15 protein-coding genes are annotated in these 17,422 nt (G+C 71.3%); 10 read left to right on the top strand and 5 right to left on the bottom strand.

Translation table 11 applies throughout. The features are described from left to right. Nucleotides 1-495 precede the first annotated feature (495 nt). Nucleotides 496-2,433, bottom strand: a complete 1,938-nt coding sequence (locus tag ACWD3E_RS02745; protein WP_451385724.1) for an amylo-alpha-1,6-glucosidase — start codon at nt 2,431-2,433, stop codon at nt 496-498. After that, on the bottom strand, nt 2,430-3,998 hold the full coding sequence (locus ACWD3E_RS02750; RefSeq protein WP_451386485.1) for an MGH1-like glycoside hydrolase domain-containing protein: 1,569 nt from the start codon (nt 3,996-3,998) through the stop codon (nt 2,430-2,432). Before ACWD3E_RS02750 ends, ACWD3E_RS02745 begins: the two co-directional genes overlap by 4 nt. Nucleotides 3,999-4,118: 120 nt before the next feature. Between ACWD3E_RS02750 and ACWD3E_RS02755 the strand changes: the two genes are divergently transcribed. From ACWD3E_RS02755 to ACWD3E_RS02775, 5 genes are all read left to right on the top strand, one after another. Continuing rightward, nucleotides 4,119-5,339, top strand: a complete 1,221-nt coding sequence (locus ACWD3E_RS02755) for an ROK family protein (RefSeq protein WP_451385725.1) — start codon at nt 4,119-4,121, stop codon at nt 5,337-5,339. 441 nt (nt 5,340-5,780) lie between these two features. Then, nucleotides 5,781-8,501 (top strand): pyruvate, phosphate dikinase, encoded by a 2,721-nt coding sequence (gene ppdK / locus ACWD3E_RS02760; protein ID WP_451385726.1) that lies wholly within the window; start codon nt 5,781-5,783, stop codon nt 8,499-8,501. Nucleotides 8,502-8,851: 350 nt separating this feature from the next. After that, nucleotides 8,852-9,529 (top strand): hypothetical protein, encoded by a 678-nt coding sequence (locus ACWD3E_RS02765; RefSeq protein ID WP_451385727.1) that lies wholly within the window; start codon nt 8,852-8,854, stop codon nt 9,527-9,529. Nucleotides 9,530-9,560: 31 nt separating this feature from the next. Then, nucleotides 9,561-10,118 (top strand): SigE family RNA polymerase sigma factor, encoded by a 558-nt coding sequence (locus ACWD3E_RS02770; protein ID WP_451385728.1) that lies wholly within the window; start codon nt 9,561-9,563, stop codon nt 10,116-10,118. Then, nucleotides 10,115-10,885, top strand: coding sequence for a hypothetical protein (locus ACWD3E_RS02775; RefSeq protein ID WP_451385729.1), 771 nt, complete (start codon nt 10,115-10,117; stop codon nt 10,883-10,885). Before ACWD3E_RS02770 ends, ACWD3E_RS02775 begins: the two co-directional genes overlap by 4 nt. A 93-nt stretch (nt 10,886-10,978) precedes the next feature. Here the strand turns inward: ACWD3E_RS02775 and ACWD3E_RS02780 are convergent, their stop codons facing one another. Further along, on the bottom strand, nt 10,979-11,545 hold the full coding sequence (locus tag ACWD3E_RS02780) for a DUF4232 domain-containing protein (protein WP_451385730.1): 567 nt from the start codon (nt 11,543-11,545) through the stop codon (nt 10,979-10,981). Nucleotides 11,546-11,663: 118 nt separating this feature from the next. Here ACWD3E_RS02780 and ACWD3E_RS02785 point away from each other — a divergent pair, with 118 nt between their 5' ends. The 5 genes from ACWD3E_RS02785 (at nt 11,664) to ACWD3E_RS02805 (ending at nt 15,981) form a co-directional block, all read left to right on the top strand. Beyond that, nucleotides 11,664-12,590 carry an oxidoreductase gene (locus ACWD3E_RS02785; protein ID WP_451385731.1) on the top strand — a complete coding sequence of 309 codons (927 nt, stop codon included), beginning with the start codon at nt 11,664-11,666 and terminating at the stop codon, nt 12,588-12,590. A gap of 87 nt (nt 12,591-12,677) precedes the next feature. Next, a complete protein-coding gene (locus ACWD3E_RS02790) occupies nt 12,678-13,946 on the top strand; it encodes an ABC transporter substrate-binding protein (RefSeq protein WP_451385732.1) in 1,269 nt (422 codons plus the stop codon). Further along, on the top strand, nt 13,943-14,848 hold the full coding sequence (locus tag ACWD3E_RS02795; RefSeq protein ID WP_451385733.1) for a carbohydrate ABC transporter permease: 906 nt from the start codon (nt 13,943-13,945) through the stop codon (nt 14,846-14,848). The genes ACWD3E_RS02790 and ACWD3E_RS02795 overlap by 4 nt, the downstream gene beginning before the upstream one ends. Beyond that, the gene (locus ACWD3E_RS02800; RefSeq protein WP_451385734.1) at nt 14,841-15,674 is read left to right on the top strand and encodes a carbohydrate ABC transporter permease; all 834 of its coding nucleotides are present in this window, start codon (nt 14,841-14,843) and stop codon (nt 15,672-15,674) included. Before ACWD3E_RS02795 ends, ACWD3E_RS02800 begins: the two co-directional genes overlap by 8 nt. Before the next feature lie 19 nt (nt 15,675-15,693). Continuing rightward, nucleotides 15,694-15,981 carry a hypothetical protein gene (locus ACWD3E_RS02805; RefSeq protein ID WP_451385735.1) on the top strand — a complete coding sequence of 96 codons (288 nt, stop codon included), beginning with the start codon at nt 15,694-15,696 and terminating at the stop codon, nt 15,979-15,981. Between the two features lie 10 nt (nt 15,982-15,991). Here the strand turns inward: ACWD3E_RS02805 and ACWD3E_RS02810 are convergent, their stop codons facing one another. Continuing rightward, the gene (locus ACWD3E_RS02810) at nt 15,992-16,759 is read right to left on the bottom strand and encodes an SDR family NAD(P)-dependent oxidoreductase (RefSeq protein ID WP_451385736.1); all 768 of its coding nucleotides are present in this window, start codon (nt 16,757-16,759) and stop codon (nt 15,992-15,994) included. Between the two features lie 74 nt (nt 16,760-16,833). After that, nucleotides 16,834-17,418 (bottom strand): TetR/AcrR family transcriptional regulator, encoded by a 585-nt coding sequence (locus ACWD3E_RS02815; protein ID WP_451385737.1) that lies wholly within the window; start codon nt 17,416-17,418, stop codon nt 16,834-16,836. Nucleotides 17,419-17,422: the final 4 nt, after the last annotated feature.

Genomic DNA, 17,422 nt, shown 5'->3' on the forward strand with positions numbered 1-17,422 from the left:
GGCTTCGGCGTCGGGGACTTCCGCCTCGGGCGTACGGGGCTCAGGTATCCCGGCCTCGACCTCCGGGGCCTCCGGGGCCTCCGGGGCCTCCGTGGCCTCCGTGGCCTCCGTGGTCTCGGGGGCTTCGGCTACCCCGGCCTCAAGGACCTTGGCCTCCCCGGCCTCAAGGACCTTGGCCTCCGCGGTCTCAGGGACCTTGGCCTCCGCGGTCTCAGGGACCGCGGCTTCCGCAACCTCAGGGACCTCGGCCTCCGTGGCTGTCGCCACTGTCTCCTCGCCCGTGTCCGGTGACGGGCGTGTGCTCGTGTGCTGAGGCAAGCCGGAGGTCCTTCCGTTCCGTACGAGACCCGTGACGGGAGCGGCGGGCCGTGCGGGGGTGGCTGGACGGACCCGAACTGCGATCCGCCTGGCCCGCCTTCATCACGTACGGCTCGCCGACGGCCACTGTTCACGGCCGTCGGCAAACACCGGGCAAACCCCTTGTCACGGCTCCCGTCAGGCGCCCCCGACCGCCGTGAGCAGCGCGAGCGGGGCCGCCGCCGAGCGGGACTCGCGCACGCACGCGTGCGGGTAGGGGACCGGCTCGGGGTGGGTGTCGCGGCCGTAGCCCGCCAGCACCTCCGGGAGCCGGTGCCCGGTGGCCCGCGCCGCGTCGACCAGGGCGTGGGCGACCGTACGGGCCTCGTCGTGCAGGCCGTAGCGGGCCAGGCCCAGCGTGATCAGCGCGTTGTCGTGCGGCCAGACCGAGCCCCGGTGGTAGGAGAGCGGGTGGTAGGCCGGCTGGCCCGACGCCAGTGTGCGTACGCCCCAGCCCGAGAAGAAGTCCGGTTCCAGCAGCCGCCGGCCGACGACCTCCCCGTACTCCTTGTCCAGCAGGCCGGACCAGAGCAGGTGCCCGGCGTCCGACGCCAGCGCGTCGACCTGGCGGCCCTCCCCGTCCAGCGCGAGCGCCGGGAAGGAGTGCTCGCGCATCCAGAAGTCCCGCTGGAAGCGGTCGCGGAGGTCGGCCGCCGCCTGTTCCAGCAGGGCGGCGTAGGTGTCGTCGGCCCATGCCGTGCGCGCCACCGATGCCGTGCGGCGCAGCGCGTCGTAGGCGTAGCCCTGGGCGCCCGCCGCCATCACCGCGCCGGTGGGCCGGGTGCCGTCGGCGCCGCAGATCGCGCCGGGGGAGTCCTTCCAGTTCTGGTTGGCGAGGCCTCCCTCGTCGGCGCGGTAGACGAGGTAGCCGCGGGAGGTGAGCCCGCCGTGGTCGAGCATCCAGCGGATCGCCGCGCGGGCGTGCGGCTCCAGGCGGCGGGCCAGGCCGGTGTCCCCGGTCTGCTCGACGTACGCGCCGAGCAGGATCAGGAACAGCGGGGTGGCGTCGACCGAGCCGTAGTAGCGGGCGAACGGCACCTGCCCGAAGTGCGCCAGCTCTCCGTGCCGTACCTCGTGCACGATCTTGCCGGGCTGGGCGGCCGGGGAGACGCCGGTGTCCGTGGCCTGGGTGGCGGCGAGCGCGGGGAGCGTGGCGGCGGCCAGCTGCGGGCGGTACGGCAGCGCGAACAGGGATGTGAGCAGGGCGTCCCGGCCGAGCAGGGTGAGGAACCAGGGGGCGCCCCCCGCCGGGACGCGCAGTTCCTCGCCGTCCGGCCCGTTCGCCGGGACCTGGAACGAGGCGAGGTCCGCGAGCCCCCGGGCACAGGCCGCCGCCAGCTCCGGCCAGCCGGTCGGGAAGGCCACGCCCTCCACGAACCGTCCTTCCAGCGAGAGGAGTTGTTCGTGCACGGCGGCCGGGTCACGGGGCACGCGCAGGGCGCGCTTCTCGCCGTGCGGGCGGGCGATCACCCGCAGCACCAGCTCGGTCGTGCCGTGCGGGTCCAGCTCCAGCTTCCAGACCAGGCGGCGGGCGCCGGTGCCGGTCTCCTCGACGCCGTCCGGAGCGGGGTCGGCCGTGATGGTCGTACGGGACCGCCAGTCGGCCCGCTGGTAGGTGAACTCGATGCCGTGGTCCAGGACTTGGCGGGTGCGTACGGCGCCGGGCTTGCCGTAGGTGCGGTGGTCGGAGCGGAGTTCGAACTGGTCGGTGAAGTCGGCGTCGGCGGTGATGGCGAGCCGGACCGTGGTGGGTACTGGGCGGTTGCTGGTGATGCGCAGCGACTCCACGAACGAGCTGTCGCCGACGGCCTGTTCACGGAAGAGCGTGTGCGCGGGCGGCTCCTGCCGGCCGCCGCGCGGCACGAGCACGCAGCGCGCCGCGTCCCCGTCCGCGACCGGGGTGAGCACCTCGGGCAGCGCACCGTCGACGGTGAGCTGCCAGCGGCTCAGGTGCCGGGCGTCCCGTACGAATAAACCGTCCGGGGAACTGCCGCCCCGCACCCCGCTGATGTCGCCCCGGTCGCCCACGGCGGCGAACGTCGCCCCGTGCACGAGCAGATGATGCCGGTCCGTCATGCCCGGTCCCCTCCCGTGTCACTCGTGCCCATGTCGTTGGTGCTCTTGTTCTTCGTGTCCTGTATGCCCTTGGTTTCGCTGTCTCTCGTGTCGAACGCGCCGGTGGCCGTGCGGGACACGGTGGCCGCGGGGCGTTCATGGAGCAGGTCCAGCGCGAGCGCGGCGGTCCAGCCGAAGCCGGTCGCACCGCAGGCCTCGCCGGTGTACGGGTCGACGTACTCGGCGAAGCCGGAGGTGTCGGCGGTGCGCAGGACCGCCTCCCGCAGCGCGTCGGCCAGCGCCGGCTCGCCGTGCGTGCGCAGCCCCCGCTCCAGCAGCCAGTTCGTGTTGAACCAGGCCGGGCCGCGCCAGTACCGGTGCGGGTCGAAGGCCTCGCCGAGCAGGTCGTAGCTCGGCACCAGCGCCGTGCTGTCCCCGAGGCCGAAGTGCGGGCCGCACAGCGTGCGCACGAGGGCGGCGGCGGTCTCCCGGGGCAGGTCCGGCAGCAGCAGCGGGACCAGGCCGGAGACGCCGCGCTCCTCGATCGGCGCGCCGTGCCCGCCGCCGCGCAGGTCCCGGCAGAGGAACATCCCGCTCGCCGGGTCCCACAGCCGCTCCACCAGGGCGGCCGTCAGCCGCTCGGCGCGCGCGTGCCGAGCGGTGCCGGGCGCGCCCAGCTCCCCGGCGATCCGGGCCAGCGCGTGCTCGGAGGCGATCAGCAGGGCGTTGAACGCCGGGTCCTCGACGGCGAACGCGCCCGCCCGTCTCCCACCACCGCCCTCAACCGAGGCCCTGCGGGCCGCCCCTTTGTATTCTCCGTCGGCGTACCCCAAGTCGCGGTAGTCGGCGGCCAGCCGCACGTACCGCCCGTAGTCCAGATCCGTCGGGCGGTCCTCCGCCGCGCCGTGGTCGAGGTCGGCGCGGCGGAAGGAGCGGGCCGGGGCCGGCGTGATCCGGGCGAGCGGGGCGTCCCAGCAGGGGCTGTTGTCCATACCCTGTTCCCAGGGGTGCACGACGGACACCAGACCGCCCCCGCCCAGGTCCCGCCGGTGCAGCAGATACCGGTGCCAGGCGGCCAGCCGCGGGTACATCCGGGCCAGGAAGCCGCGCGCCAGCGAAAGGCCCGGGTCGGCGCGGTGCACGAGCCAGGCCGCGAGCGCGTGCACCGGTGGCTGCACGATGCCGGAGGTCTGTACGGTGCGCGGGGCGCCCGCGGCGCGCCCGGCGGTCGAGGAGCGCCAGAAGTCGGGGCTCGGGAAGTACGCGTCGAGCGGTACGGAGGGGTTGAAGACGATGTGCGGGACGCGCCCGTCGGCCCACTGGGCGCCGAACAGGGTCTCCAGCTCCGTCTGCGCCCGCAGCGGCGAGAGGTGCCGCAGGCCGATCGCGATGAACGCCGAGTCCCAGGACCACTGGTGGGGATACAGGCTGCGGGAGGGGACCGTCGAGGCGCCCGTCCAGTTGGCGTCCAGCACCTGGGCCGCTCTGACGTGCAGGGGCGCGTCCCGGAGCGTCTCCGGGGCAGGCGGATCGTATGCGATCTCGCGCTCCGCGAGACGGGCGGTGAGCTGGGCGGTGCGGTCCACTCGGGGCTCCCAGAAGACGTACGGCCGACCGGGTTTGGTTGTGACGTCCATGAGGTTACGTCTATTTAACACGCAAAACCCAATATGTAAGGCAAGCTTGAGAAACACAAGGGGGTGCGCATGACCGGACGGCCCGTCAGGACGGGAAGGGGCACGAGCCAGGCGAGCGCCGGCGAACTGCTCGAACTGGTGCGCAGCGGGCGGGCCGTGACGCGCGGCGCGCTTCAGCAGGCCACCGGTCTGTCCCGGGCCACCGTCGGCCAGCGCCTCGACCGGCTGTTCCGGGCCGGCTGGCTGCGCGAGGGCGCCGGCGGCCCGGTCGACTCGCCGCTCGGCGGACGCCCCTCCATCACCCTGGAATTCGACGACTCCCATGCGGTGGTCCTCGCCGCCGACCTCGACACCCGGCACGCCCGGGCGGCCGTCCTCACCCTGACCGGCGACCTCCTCGCGGAGCACGCCGGCACGCTGGTCGTGGAGGACGGACCCGAGGCCGTGCTCGGCGAACTCGGCCGCTGGTTCGCGGAGTTGCTGACCAAGGCCGGGCACCGGGCCGAGGAGGTCTGCGGGATCGGGCTCGCCGTGCCGGGCCCGGTGGACAGCGCGACCGGCCGGGTGGTGCAGCCGCCGATCATGCCGGGCTGGGACGGCTACGACATAACCGGCCGCCTCGCCCGTGCCTTCACCGAGCACACCGGTGCCCCGGCGGTCCCGGTCCTGGTCGACAACGACGCCAACCTGATGGCCTATGGCGAGCAGCGCACCGGCCATCCCGACTGCGCGGCCTTCGTCCTGGTCAAGGTGTCCACGGGCATCGGCGCCGGGGTCGTGGTCGGCGGCTCGATCTACCGGGGCGTCGACGGCGGCGCGGGCGACATCGGGCACATCCGGGTGGGCGCGGACGCGCTGTGCCGGTGTGGCTCCTACGGCTGTCTCGCCGCCGTCGCCAGCGGCGGCGCCGTGGCCCGGCGGCTGGCCGAGTCCGGGGTGCCGGCCGCCTCCGGCTCGGACGTGCGGGACCTGCTGGCCGCCGGGCACCCGGAGGCCGCCGCGCTGGCCCGGGAGGCCGGGCGCCGGGTCGGGGACGTACTGGCGACGGTGGTGACCCTGCTCAATCCGGGCGTGCTGATGATCGCCGGGGATCTGGCCGGAACTCCCTTCTTGACCGGCGTGCGCGAGCTGCTCTACCAGCGGGCACTGCCCCGCTCCACGGCCCACCTGGACGTCGTCACCTCGCGGCTCGGCGAGCGGGCGGGGCTGCTGGGGGCGGCGGCGCTGGTGGTGGAGCACCTGTACGCGCCGGAGCGGGTGGAGGAGCGGCTGCTCGCGCTGGGCGTGTGAGGTCGCTGTTGATGCGGGTGTGACATCGGCGTTTCTGTGCCGTTTCTGTCCCGAAGGGACGTCCGCATGGTGAAATCCGGTGCCCTGTGGCAGCGTGATTCTCGCCACCCTTGATAGGGGCTGCGCTCAGATGAGCAGTTCGGGCGCGGCTGCACTTCTCCAAGGGGTGGCACTGGGTGCCACCCCTTGATCGTTCATCGATCGAACTCAGATGTGCTTACTGGCCGCTCATCTGAGCGAAAATCAGCCCCTACGGACCGGTGTGCGTTCAAGAAGTGAACACATTTGGCGGTCGCGGCTTGCCAAGCTTTGACTTTCGATCTGCTGGCAGACGACCGGTTACAGGCTCATGACGCACAAGTGGACGTACCCATTGGCCTTCGATCTGGGTATGTTCCTGGCCGTCAGGGCAGCCACCGCGGCCTCAAGGAGTCGAGACCCGTGTCGGAAAACAAAGAACCCCACGTAGCGAAGTTCGTTTACGACTTCACCGAGGGCAACAAGGACCTCAAGGACCTCCTCGGCGGCAAGGGTGCCAACCTCGCCGAGATGACCAACCTGGGTCTCCCGGTCCCTCCGGGCTTCACCATCACCACGGAGGCCTGCAAGGTCTACCTGGAGAGCGGCGAGGAGCCGGTGGCACTGCGTGACGAGGTGAGTGCGCACCTCGACGCCCTCGAGCAGCGGATGGGCAAGAAGCTCGGCCAGGCCGACAACCCCCTCCTCGTGTCGGTCCGTTCCGGTGCCAAGTTCTCGATGCCCGGCATGATGGACACCGTCCTGAACATCGGCCTCTCCGACAAGTCGGTGCAGGGCCTGGCCAAGCAGGCCGGCGACGACCGGTTCGCCTGGGACTCCTACCGCCGTCTGATCCAGATGTTCGGCAAGACCGTCCTCGGCGTCGAGGGCGACCTCTTCGAGGAGGCCCTCGAGGCCGCCAAGGAGGCCAAGAAGGTCACCGTCGACACGGACCTCGAAGCGGCCGACCTGAAGAAGCTGGTCACCAAGTTCAAGAAGATCGTCAAGGCGGAGGCCGGCCGGGACTTCCCGCAGGACCCGCGCGAGCAGATGGACCTCGCCATCAAGGCGGTCTTCGACTCGTGGAACGGCGACCGCGCCAAGCTGTACCGCCGCCAGGAGCGCATCCCGCACGACCTCGGCACCGCCGTCAACGTCTGCTCGATGGTCTTCGGCAACCTGGGCCCGGACTCCGGCACCGGCGTCGCCTTCACCCGTGACCCCGCCTCCGGCCACCAGGGCGTCTACGGCGACTACCTGCAGAACGCGCAGGGCGAGGACGTCGTCGCGGGTATCCGCAACACGGTCCCGCTCGCGGAGCTGGAGTCGATCGACAAGAAGTCGTACGACCAGCTCATGCAGATCATGGAGACCCTGGAGAACCACTACAAGGATCTCTGTGACATCGAGTTCACCATCGAGCGCGGCCAGCTCTGGATGCTCCAGACGCGTGTCGGCAAGCGCACGGCGGGCGCGGCCTTCCGCATCGCGACCCAGCTGGTGGACCAGGGCCTGATCGACGAGACCGAGGCGCTCCAGCGCGTCTCCGGCGCCCAGCTCGCGCAGCTGATGTTCCCGCGCTTCGACGACAGCGCGAAGGTCGAGCAGGTCGGCCGGGGCATCGCCGCCTCGCCGGGCGCGGCCGTCGGCAAGGCCGTCTTCGACTCGTACACCGCCGTGAAGTGGTCCCGCTCGGGCGAGAAGGTCATCCTCGTCCGCCGTGAGACCAACCCCGACGACCTCGACGGCATGATCGCGGCCGAGGGCATCCTGACCTCGCGCGGCGGCAAGACCTCCCACGCGGCCGTGGTCGCGCGCGGCATGGGCAAGACCTGTGTCTGCGGTGCCGAGGAGCTGGAGGTCGACACCAAGCGCCGCCGTATGACGGTCCCCGGCGGCCACGTCGTCGAAGAGGGCGACCTGATCTCCATCGACGGTTCGAGCGGCAAGGTGTACCTCGGTGAGGTCCCGGTCGTCCCGTCCCCCGTCGTGGAGTACTTCGAGGGCCGGATGCACCCGGGTGCGGACGACGCCGACGAGCTGGTCGAGGCCGTGCACCGCATGATGGCCTTCGCCGACCGCAAGCGCCGCCTGCGGGTGCGCGCCAACGCCGACAACGCCGAGGACGCGCTGCGCGCCCGCCGCTTCGGCGCCCAGGGCATCGGCCTGTGCCGCACGGAGCACATGTTCCTCGGCGAGCGCCGTGAGATGGTCGAGAAGCTGATCCTCGCGGACACCGAGGAGGAGCGCGAGGCCGCCCTGCGCGAGCTGCTGCCGCTGCAGAAGAAGGACTTCGTCGAGCTGTTCGAGGCGATGGACGGCCTGCCGGTCACGATCCGCCTCCTCGACCCGCCGCTGCACGAGTTCCTGCCCGACATCACGGAGCTGTCGGTCCGCGTGGCCCTGGCGGAGTCCCGCCAGGAGCCGCACGAGAACGACCTGCGCCTGCTCCAGGCGGTCCACCGCCTGCACGAGCAGAACCCGATGCTGGGTCTGCGCGGCGTCCGCCTCGGCCTGGTCATCCCCGGCCTGTTCACCATGCAGGTCCGGGCGATCGCCGAGGCCGCGGCCGAGCGCAAGAACGCCAAGGGCGACCCGCGCGCCGAGATCATGATCCCGCTCGTCGGCACCGTCCAGGAGCTGGAGATCGTCCGCGAGGAGGCCGACCAGGTCATCGCGGAGGTCCAGGCGGCCACCGGCACCCAGCTGAAGCTGGCGATCGGCACGATGATCGAGCTGCCGCGCGCCGCCCTCACGGCCGGCCAGATCGCCGAGGCCGCGGAGTTCTTCTCCTTCGGCACCAACGACCTGACCCAGACGGTGTGGGGCTTCTCCCGCGACGACGTCGAGGCCTCGTTCTTCACGGCCTACCTGGAGAAGGGCATCTTCGGAGTCTCCCCGTTCGAGACGATCGACAAGGACGGCGTCGGCTCCCTGGTGAAGGCGGCGGCGAAGGCGGGCCGCGAGACCCGTCCCGACCTCAAGCTCGGCGTCTGCGGCGAGCACGGCGGCGACCCGGAGTCCGTGCACTTCTTCCACGAGGTCGGCCTGGACTACGTCTCCTGCTCCCCGTTCCGCATCCCGGTCGCCCGCCTCGAGGCCGGCCGCGCGGCCACCCAGTCGGAGGGCAGCGACCACCGCTGATCCCCGCGGAGGCCCTGGCCGGTGAAGCCTGGCCTCCCCCGACCCCGGAGCCGTCGTCGGTCCCCGACCCTCAAGACCGATCGGCGACGGCCCCGGCCCACGAAAGAGAGGGCGGCACCCTGTGCGGGGGTGCCGCCCCTCTGCGCATCATCTGCGTTTTGTGATGCTGCGAATCGATGTCGCGCGGCGTGCAACCCGCCGTGGGTGTTTGAGAGTACCTACGGGCGGACGTCCAAGCCGCGGCCACCGCTCCTGGTGGTCGCTGCAGGTCGGCACGCGGGCCCAGCGCGCCGGCCGTCGAGGACCGCCCGGCGTGGTGTCGGGCGGCAGCTTTGAAGGAGAAATGCTCCGTGGCTCTCAGTTTTGCCAGGAAGGCAGCCATGGCGGCCGTCGCGGTCGCCGCGCTCGGAGGGGTCTCGTTCGCCGCCTCCGCGAGCGAGGCGGCGTCGGGCCCGGCCGTCCACCCGGCGTCCGCACCCGCCTCCGTCGTCGCCAAGCGGTCTGCTTCGGCTCACCGGCAGGTGCCGCAGGTGGTCACGCAGGTGATCGGCAAGGGCCGAGTGGACGGGCACAGTTGGTCGGTGGCGCTGGAGTTCCACCGGACACTGCCCAAGGGCTACACCCTGCCCAAATTCCCCGGCGGAACCACGGCACCGGGCACATCGCTGCTGTGCCAGCGCATGTACATCGGCGGCGTCCGTATCGACCACCAAGGCGGTCCCTGGGCCGACTGCCAGCCCGTCACCGGCACGCAGGACCCCCACGCCTCAGGCGAAATGGGACTGTGGGGCCTGCACGACAAGGGCCTGAGCGGCAGCCGGCTCATGGTCTCCAACCCCGAAGCCGACGTCGCCTACGGCGTCCTCTCCCTCTCCGACGGCACCCAGGTCAAAGCCACCACCGTCACCGTCCCCGGCACCACCTACCGCGCCTGGGCCGCACCCATCCCCAACGGACGCACCATCACCGCGGTCGACCAGTACGACACCCACCACAACCGGCTCACCCACGACACCAACTGGCGCTGACCAGTCAGACGAAGGACGGGCACCTCCTGCTGTGCAGCCAAGTGACCGCAAGGCCGCGGACAGCGGACCGGACTCGGAGTTCACCCGGTTCGTCGCCGCCCGTTGGCGGGCCCTGACCCACACCGCGTATCTGCTCACCGGCGACTTCCACGAAGCGGAAGACCTGGTCCAGACGACGCTGACGAAGGTGTACCCGCACTGGCAGCGGCTGGATCCGGAGCGCGCCGAACACTACGTTCGCCGCGCACTGGTCAACACCAACCGCAGCCGGTACCGCCGCCGCAGGATCACCCACCTCCTTCTCCCGTCGCTGCCCGAAACCGGCTCCGTCCACGACGACGGGGCCGGTTTCGGAGGCGTGGACGTGTACGACGCCCTGGCTCGCGAGCTCGCGGCCCTGCCCGAGCGGCAGCGGGCAGTCGTGGTGCTGCGCTACTGCGACGATCTGTCCGTCGAGGAAGTGGCGGACGTCCTCGGCTGTTCGGTCGGCACCGTGAAGAGCCAGGCGTCCCGGGCCCTGGCCAAACTGCGCAGCCGGTCGGCCCTCGCCTCCACCTACCCGCACAGCCGCCCTGCAGAGGCACTATGACTCCAGACCACGGCCAAGAAGACTGGGCGCGCGCCGCCTTCGCCCGGTCACGCGAGGCCTACCCCTCGTCCCCGGCCCCCGTCGACCGGATCCTGACCGCCGCGCGCGCCCGCAGGAAGCGCCGCCGTGCCGCGGCTGCCGTGGCGAGTGCCGCCTGCGTCCTCGGCCTCGGCCTGACGGTTGCGTTCCTGAAGCCACCGACTGGTGCCGTCGACCCTGCGCACCGGTCCTCACCCGTCGCAAGCTCACCCGTCACCCCGACTCCCGGCACGGTCAGTGTCCGGGTGGCCGAGGGGACGACAGACGGGCACAGTTGGTCGGTGGCGCTGGAGTTCCACCGGACACTGCCCAAGGGCTACACCCTGCCCACGCCCTCCGGCGGAACCATGGCACCGGGCACATCGCTGCTGTGCCAGCGCATGTACATCGGTGGCGTCCGTATCGACCACCAAGGCGGCCCTTGGGCCGACTGCCAGCCCGTCACCGGCACGCAGGACCCCCACGCCTCAGGCGAAATGGGACTGTGGGGCCTGCATGACAAGGGTCTGAGCGGCAGCCGGCTCATGGTCTCCAACCCGGAAGCCGGCGTCGCCTACGGCGTGATTTCCCTCTCCGACGGAACCCAGGTCAAGGCCACCACGGTCGCCGTCCCCGGCACCACGTACCGCGCCTGGGCCGCACCCATCCCCAACGGACAGACCATCACAGCGGTCGACCAGTACGACACCCACGACAACCGACTCACCCACGACACCAACTGGCACTGACCACCGCTACGGTGCGGCGGGAGACGCGGCAGGTGTCTGAAGGCCGGCGGGATCCGACGCCGTCCCCGAGCCTGCCGCCCTCTCGCGCTGTTCTCAGAAGGCGCCCTCGGTGTTGACCGGGCCGACGTCGAACTGGCTGGAGCAGATCTTCCAGGAAGCCGGGACGAGCACGGCGTCGTACGAGGCCGGCGGGTACACGCGCAGGTAGGAGCTGGTGCGCAGGCAAGGGCCGCCGAGCGGGCCGTTCGTCGTACGGATCACCGCGGAGGCCGAGTGGGCCGGGGTGAGCGTGACCGTGGAGTACGACCGTCCGCTGTGTTTGGCGGCCGGGCCGATCTGGTGGTGCGCGGTGTCCAGCGCGCTGACGCCCGGGTAGCCGCGCAGGACACAGCTGGTCGTGCTGGTGTTCGTGAACCGGATCTCCCAGTATGCCGACCCCGCCGCAACGCCCTTGTGCCCCAGGGACAGATACAGGTCGTGCACGCCACAGGTGCGCGGGGCGGCCGACGCCCGGGTCACCTTCGTGGCCGATGCCGTCGCGGTGGCCGTCGTCGGGTTGGTGGCGCTCCAGGCGACCCCCGCCGTCGCGAGCGCCGCCGCGCAGGCGGTCAGCGCGGCAGCCGCGCCGCGCCGGGAGAAGAATCGAGTGTGCAAGGACATGGTGCATCCCCCTCCATAGGACGAATGGGTAAATCAAAGTCACATGGTTGGATGCCTCCCGGACCGGAAAAGTTGCGCTCTGCTTCAGGAAAGACCCGCCAAGAAAGGGAGCGTTCCCATGCCCGGCTGGAACACCGCCGACATGCCCGACCTCACCGGCCGCACCGCCGTCGTCACCGGTGCGAACAGCGGGCTCGGGTACGTCACCGCGCGGGAGCTCGCCCGGAAGGGGGCACGGGTGGTGCTCGCGTGCCGCAGTGAGACGCGGGGGAGCGAGGCTGTCCGGCGGCTGCGGGAGGAGGTGGCGCAGGCGGCGGTCGAGTTCGGGCGGCTGGATCTCGGGGACCTGGCGTCCGTGCGGGAGTTCGCGGACGGGCTGTCGTACGACCGGCTCGACCTGCTCGTGAACAACGCCGGCGTGATGGCCTTGCCGTACGGGGTCACCGCCGACGGGTTCGAGACGCAGTTCGGCGTCAATCACCTCGGGCACTTCGCGCTCACCGGGCTGCTGCTGCCCAGGCTGCTCGCGACCCCGGGCGCCCGGATCGTCACCGTCTCCAGCCTGATGCACGCCCTGGCCAACATCGATCTCCGGGACCTCGACAGCCAGCAGAAGTACCGGCGTTGGATCGCCTACTCCCGGTCAAAGACCGCCAATCTGCTCTTCACCCACGAGCTGGCCCGCCGGCTGGGCGCGCACGGCTCCGACGTCGTCGCTGCCGCCGCGCATCCCGGGTACGCCGCGACCAACCTCCAGACCGCCGGTCCGCGTGCCGAGGGGCGGCGGGGTGCCGAGCGGCTGATGGAGGCCGCCAACCGGCTCTTCGCGCAGAGCGCCGAGGCGGGCGCGCTGCCCTCGTTGTACGCCGCCACCGCGCACGGCGTGCGCCCCGACTCCTTCTTCGGGCCGTCGTTCGCGATGTGGCGAGGTGCGCCGGCGCCGTCCTGGCGGGCCCCCTGGGCCGTCGACGACGCGGTGGCCGAGCGGCTCTGGGATGCCTCCGTGCAGCTCAGCGGCGTGGAATACGGCGGGCTCAAGGTGTGACACGCCGTCACAGCGGCCCCCTTCGTAATCCCGACGCGTTGTTGATCGTTGGGCCGTGCGTCGATGACCAACGTCAAGGGGCACACCATGAGGAGCATCAACCGTAGGACTGTGCTGGCGGCGGGCGCGGGCGCCGGTCTGCTCACGGCGTGCGGGAACAACACCGGACGCGGCGGAGGCTCTTCCCGGCTCGCGCTGTCGCAGTGGTACCACCAGTACGGCGAGGCCGGTGCCGAGCAGGCCGTCGAGCGGTATGCCGCCGCGTACGGCAAGGCCGACGTCAGCGTGCAGTGGCGGCCCGGGAACTACGACCAGCAGACCGCCGCCGCCCTGCTCACCGACTCCGGACCGGACGTCTTCGAGGTCGACGGGCCTACCCTCGACCAGATCCAGGGCGGTCAGGTCGTCGACCTCACCGAGCTGCTCGACGGGGTGACGGACGATTTCCATTCCGCCGTCCTCAGGTCGAAGACGTACGACGGAAGGGTCTGGGGCATCCCGCAGGTCGTCGACACGCAGCTCCTCTACTACCGGAAGAGCTTGCTGGAAGACGCCGGCGTCGAGCCGCCCGGCACCCTCGACGCCCTGGTCGACGCTGCCCGGAAGCTCACCAGCGGCGACGTCAAAGGCCTCTTCCTCGGAAACGACGGGGGTGCCGGTGTCCTCGGTGGAACTCCACTCCATGCGGCCGGACTTCAGCTCGTCACGGATGACGGCAAGGTCGGCTTCGACGACCCCGCCGCCGCCCGTACCCTCGGCAAGCTGCACCGGCTGTACGCCGATGACTCCCTCCTGCTCGGCGCCCCGGCCGACTGGTCCGCCCCGTCCGCCTTCCTCCAGGGGCTGACCGCCATGCAGTGGTCCGGGCTGTGGGCGCTGCCCCAGGTGCGCAGCGAACTCGGGGACGACTTCGGGGTCCTTCCCTTCCCGAAGGACGGTGCGCACGGCCAACCCTGCGTCCCCGTGGGTGCGTTCGGCGCCGCCGTCAGCGCACGCAGCCGGAACAAGGACGCCGCCAAGGAGTACGTGAAGTGGCTCTGGGTCCAACGCACCGACTATCAGCAGGACTTCGCCCTCTCCTACGGCTTCCACCTCCCCGCCCGGAAGTCCCTCGTCCAGAAGGCGGGCCGGCTCGGGTCGGGTCCCGCCGCCGAGGCCGTCCGCCTCGCCACCGATCACGGCCATGCCCAGCCCCTGCTGTGGACCCCCGCGAGCCGGACCGCCTACCAGGACGCGCTCAGCCGGATCATCAAGGACGGTGCCCCTCCGGAGAGCGAGCTGCGGGCGGTCGTACGAAAGGTGTCGGCCGAACTCGACCGCGTGAAGCGCGTGAAGCGCGTGAGGGTGAAGTCGTGAGGCGCAGACGAACAGCCCTCTGGTTCTGGGGCTTCGTCGGGCCCTTCGCCCTCGGCCTCGCCCTGTTCACGTACGTCCCGCTGCTGTGGAGCCTCGGCCTGAGCTTCTTCGACGCGCACAACACCGTCACGCCCACGCGCTTCGTCGGCCTCGACAACTACACGGCGATGCTGGAGGACGGCGCGTTCACCGGCAGCCTGCGGACCTTTCTCGTCTTCACCGCGTTCATCGTCCCCGCCACCTACGTCCTCTCCCTCTCCCTCGCCCTGATGGTCAACCGCCTCGGACGCGCCCGGGCCTTCTTCCGGTCCGTGTTCTTCCTGCCCGCGGCGTGCAGTTACGTCGTAGCCGCCCTGATCTGGAAGATGTCCCTCTTCAACGGGGTGCGGTTCGGGCTGGCCAACACCGTGCTGGGGTGGTTCGGCGGGGACTCCGTCGCCTGGCTGGCCACCACCGACCCGCCCTGGTACTGGCTGGTCGTCGGCACCGTACGGCTGTGGCTCCAGGCCGGTTTCTACATGATCCTTTTCCTCGCCGGGCTCCAGCGGATCGACCCGGTGCTGTACGAGGCGGCGGCCGTGGACGGGGCCCGGCCCGGCTGGACCGTGCTGCGGCACATCACCCTGCCCCAGCTGCGGGCCACCTCGGTCGCGGTGGTGCTGCTGCTCGTCGTGGGCGCCTTCCAGGCCTTCGACGAGTTCTACAACCTGCTGTCCGACGCCAGGGGATACCCGCCCTACGCCCGCCCGCCGCTCGTCTACCTCTACTACACCGCCCTCGGGCAGGGGCAGAACCTCGGGCTGGGCAGCGCGGGCGCCGTGATCCTCGCGCTGGTCATCGCCGTCGTCACCGTCGCGCAGACGCGGTGGCTGCGGCTGGGGAAGGCGGTCGCCGGTGGATGACGCCCTGGTGCGGGCCGGGCGGGCGCTCCGGCTGGTGCTGCTGATCGCGCTCGCCCTGCTGTTCCTGATCCCCTTCTATCTGCTGGTCCGCAACGGGCTGTCGAGCGAGCAGGAGCTGACCTCGCCCGAATGGACCTTCCTGCCAGGGGAGTTGAGGTGGGGCAATGTCCGGGAGCTGTTCGACGACTCCTCCGTCCCCTTCGCGCGCTCCCTCCTCAACTCGGCGCTGATCGCCGTCGCGACGACGCTCGGCACGCTCCTGCTCGCCTCCCTCGCGGGCTACGGCCTCGCCCGCATCCCCTACCGGCACGCGGACAAGGTCTTCTACGGCATTCTCGGCACCCTGCTGGTCCCGGCCGCCGTCACCTTCGTGCCGAGCTTCGTGCTCGTGTCGTCGCTGGGCTGGATCTCCACGCTCCGGGGGCTGATCGTCCCGACGCTCTTCCCGGCCTTCGCCTGCTTCGTCTTCCGGCAGTACTTCCTCGGTCTCCCGAGGGAGCTGGAGGATGCGGCCCAGGTCGACGGGCTCGGGTACGGGCGCACGTACTGGCTGGTGGTCGTGCCGAACGCCCGGCCGGTGTTCGCGGCCGTCGGGACGATCGTGTTCCTCGGCGCGTGGAACTCCTTCCTGTGGCCGCTGGTGATCGGGCAGGACCGCAGCGCCTGGACCGTGCAGGTGGCGCTGTCCTCGTTCACCACGTCCCAGGTCGTGCGGCTGCACGAGCTGTTCGTGGCCGCCGCGTTCTCGGTCCTGCCGCTGCTGCTGGTCTTCCTGTGCTTCCAGCGGTGGATCGTGGCGGGCGCGGAGCGGTCGGGGATCGACTAGAACCAGTATGGTTCCCGGCATGCGTTGCTGGATATGCGGCTCGGATCGGCTGAGTCCGGTCGGGGAGCTCACCTCGGGTGAGCGATGGGGCGAACGCCTTCAGCTCAAGTTCCGCCGCCCGGGAATCCTGAAACCCCGGCCGGTGTTCGACGCCGGACTCGCACGGGCCTGCCGGGACTGCGGAGCCCTGTTTCCGTTCCTCGACGAGTACGACCGGCAGCAGCTGGACGCGGTGGCCGATGACCTGGCCGATGTCGAAGGAGCCCAGTCGCACCACTACGGGGTGTCCGACAGCTCCGGCCCGTGAACCCGCGTGCTCACAGGGAGCCGCCGCTGTCCACCACCAGGTCGGTGCCGACGAGCGAGGCCGCGTCGTCGGAGGCCAGGTAGAGGACGGCGGCGGCGACCTCCTCGGTGGCGGAGATCCGGCCGAGCGGGAGCGTGGTCTTCGCGCGTGCCGTCCGGTCGTTCTCCGACTCGCCCGGCCGGAGCGACATCGAGGTCGCGGTGGCGCCGGGGCTGACCACGTTGATACGGACGCCGTCGGCGATGTGGTCCAGGGCGGCGCCCCGGCTGAGCGCGGTCACGGCCGCCTTGGTGGCGGAGTAGGCGGCGGCTCCGGCGGAGGTGGTGTGCCGGCCGAACGTGGAGGACACGTTGACGATCGCGCCGCCCGCGGGCTGGGTGCGCATCTGGCGGATCTGGGCCTGGAGGGCCAGGTGTACGCCGGTGACGTTGATGGCGAGCTGGGTGTGCCAGTCGTCCTCCGACAGCTCCGCGAGCGGCTGCCCGCCACGGAAGACACCGGCGTTGTTGACGGCCACGTCGAGCGAGCCGAAGCCTTCGACGGCGGCCCGGACCAGCGCTTCGGCGTCGGCGGCCCGTGAGACGTCGGCGGTCACCGCGAGGCCCTTGCCGCCCCGCTCCTCGATCAGCCGGACCGTCTCGTCCAGCGGCTCCGCCCGGCGCCCGGCCACGACCACCTGGGCGCCTTCCACCGCGAAGGCGAGCGCGATGGCGCGTCCGATGCCGGAGCCGGCGCCGGTGACGAGGGCGGTCCTTCCGGTGAAACGAGTGCTGGTCATGATCTCCCCTTTTTCTTGACCAATCGGTTCAGTATGAGGGTGTGTAAAGCACACCTCCGCAGAGGTGCGCGTTGTCAGTCCAGAAGTGCCAGTGCCTGCTCCGTCGCGTCCCGGACCCGGACCGGGTCCGGGGACGCCTTGCCCACCACCCGCACGCCCTGGAGCAGGACGAGCAGCATGCGCGCGAGGGCCTGTGGATCCCGGTTCCCGGCCAGCTCGCCCTGTGCCTGTGCGCGGACCAGCGCGGAGTGCAGCAGAGTCTCCAGGTTGTCCCAGCTGTGCTCGACCCGGCGGGCCGCCGACGTGTCGTGCGGGGCCAGTTCGACCGCCGTGTTGGTCACCAGGCAGCCGTACTCGCGGGTCTCCGCCCCCGTGGCCTCCGTGGCGAACCGCCGGACCAGAGCCCGTACGGCGGGCAGGACCGGCCCCGGTGCGGACAGCTCCCGGGTGATCCGGGGGTGCTGCGTCCGGCCGTACCGGTCCATGGCCCGCAGATACAGCTCATGCTTGCTGCCGAACGTCGCGTACAGGCTCGCCCGGCCGATCCCCAGGTGTTCGACCAGGTCGGCCATCGACGTGGCCTCGTAGCCGCGCCGCCAGAACAGCTCCATGGCTGCCTGCAGCGCGGCTTCCGGGTCGAATTCCTTGGTTCTGGCCACGTGG

The organism is Streptomyces sp. NPDC002676 (assembly GCF_053592455.1).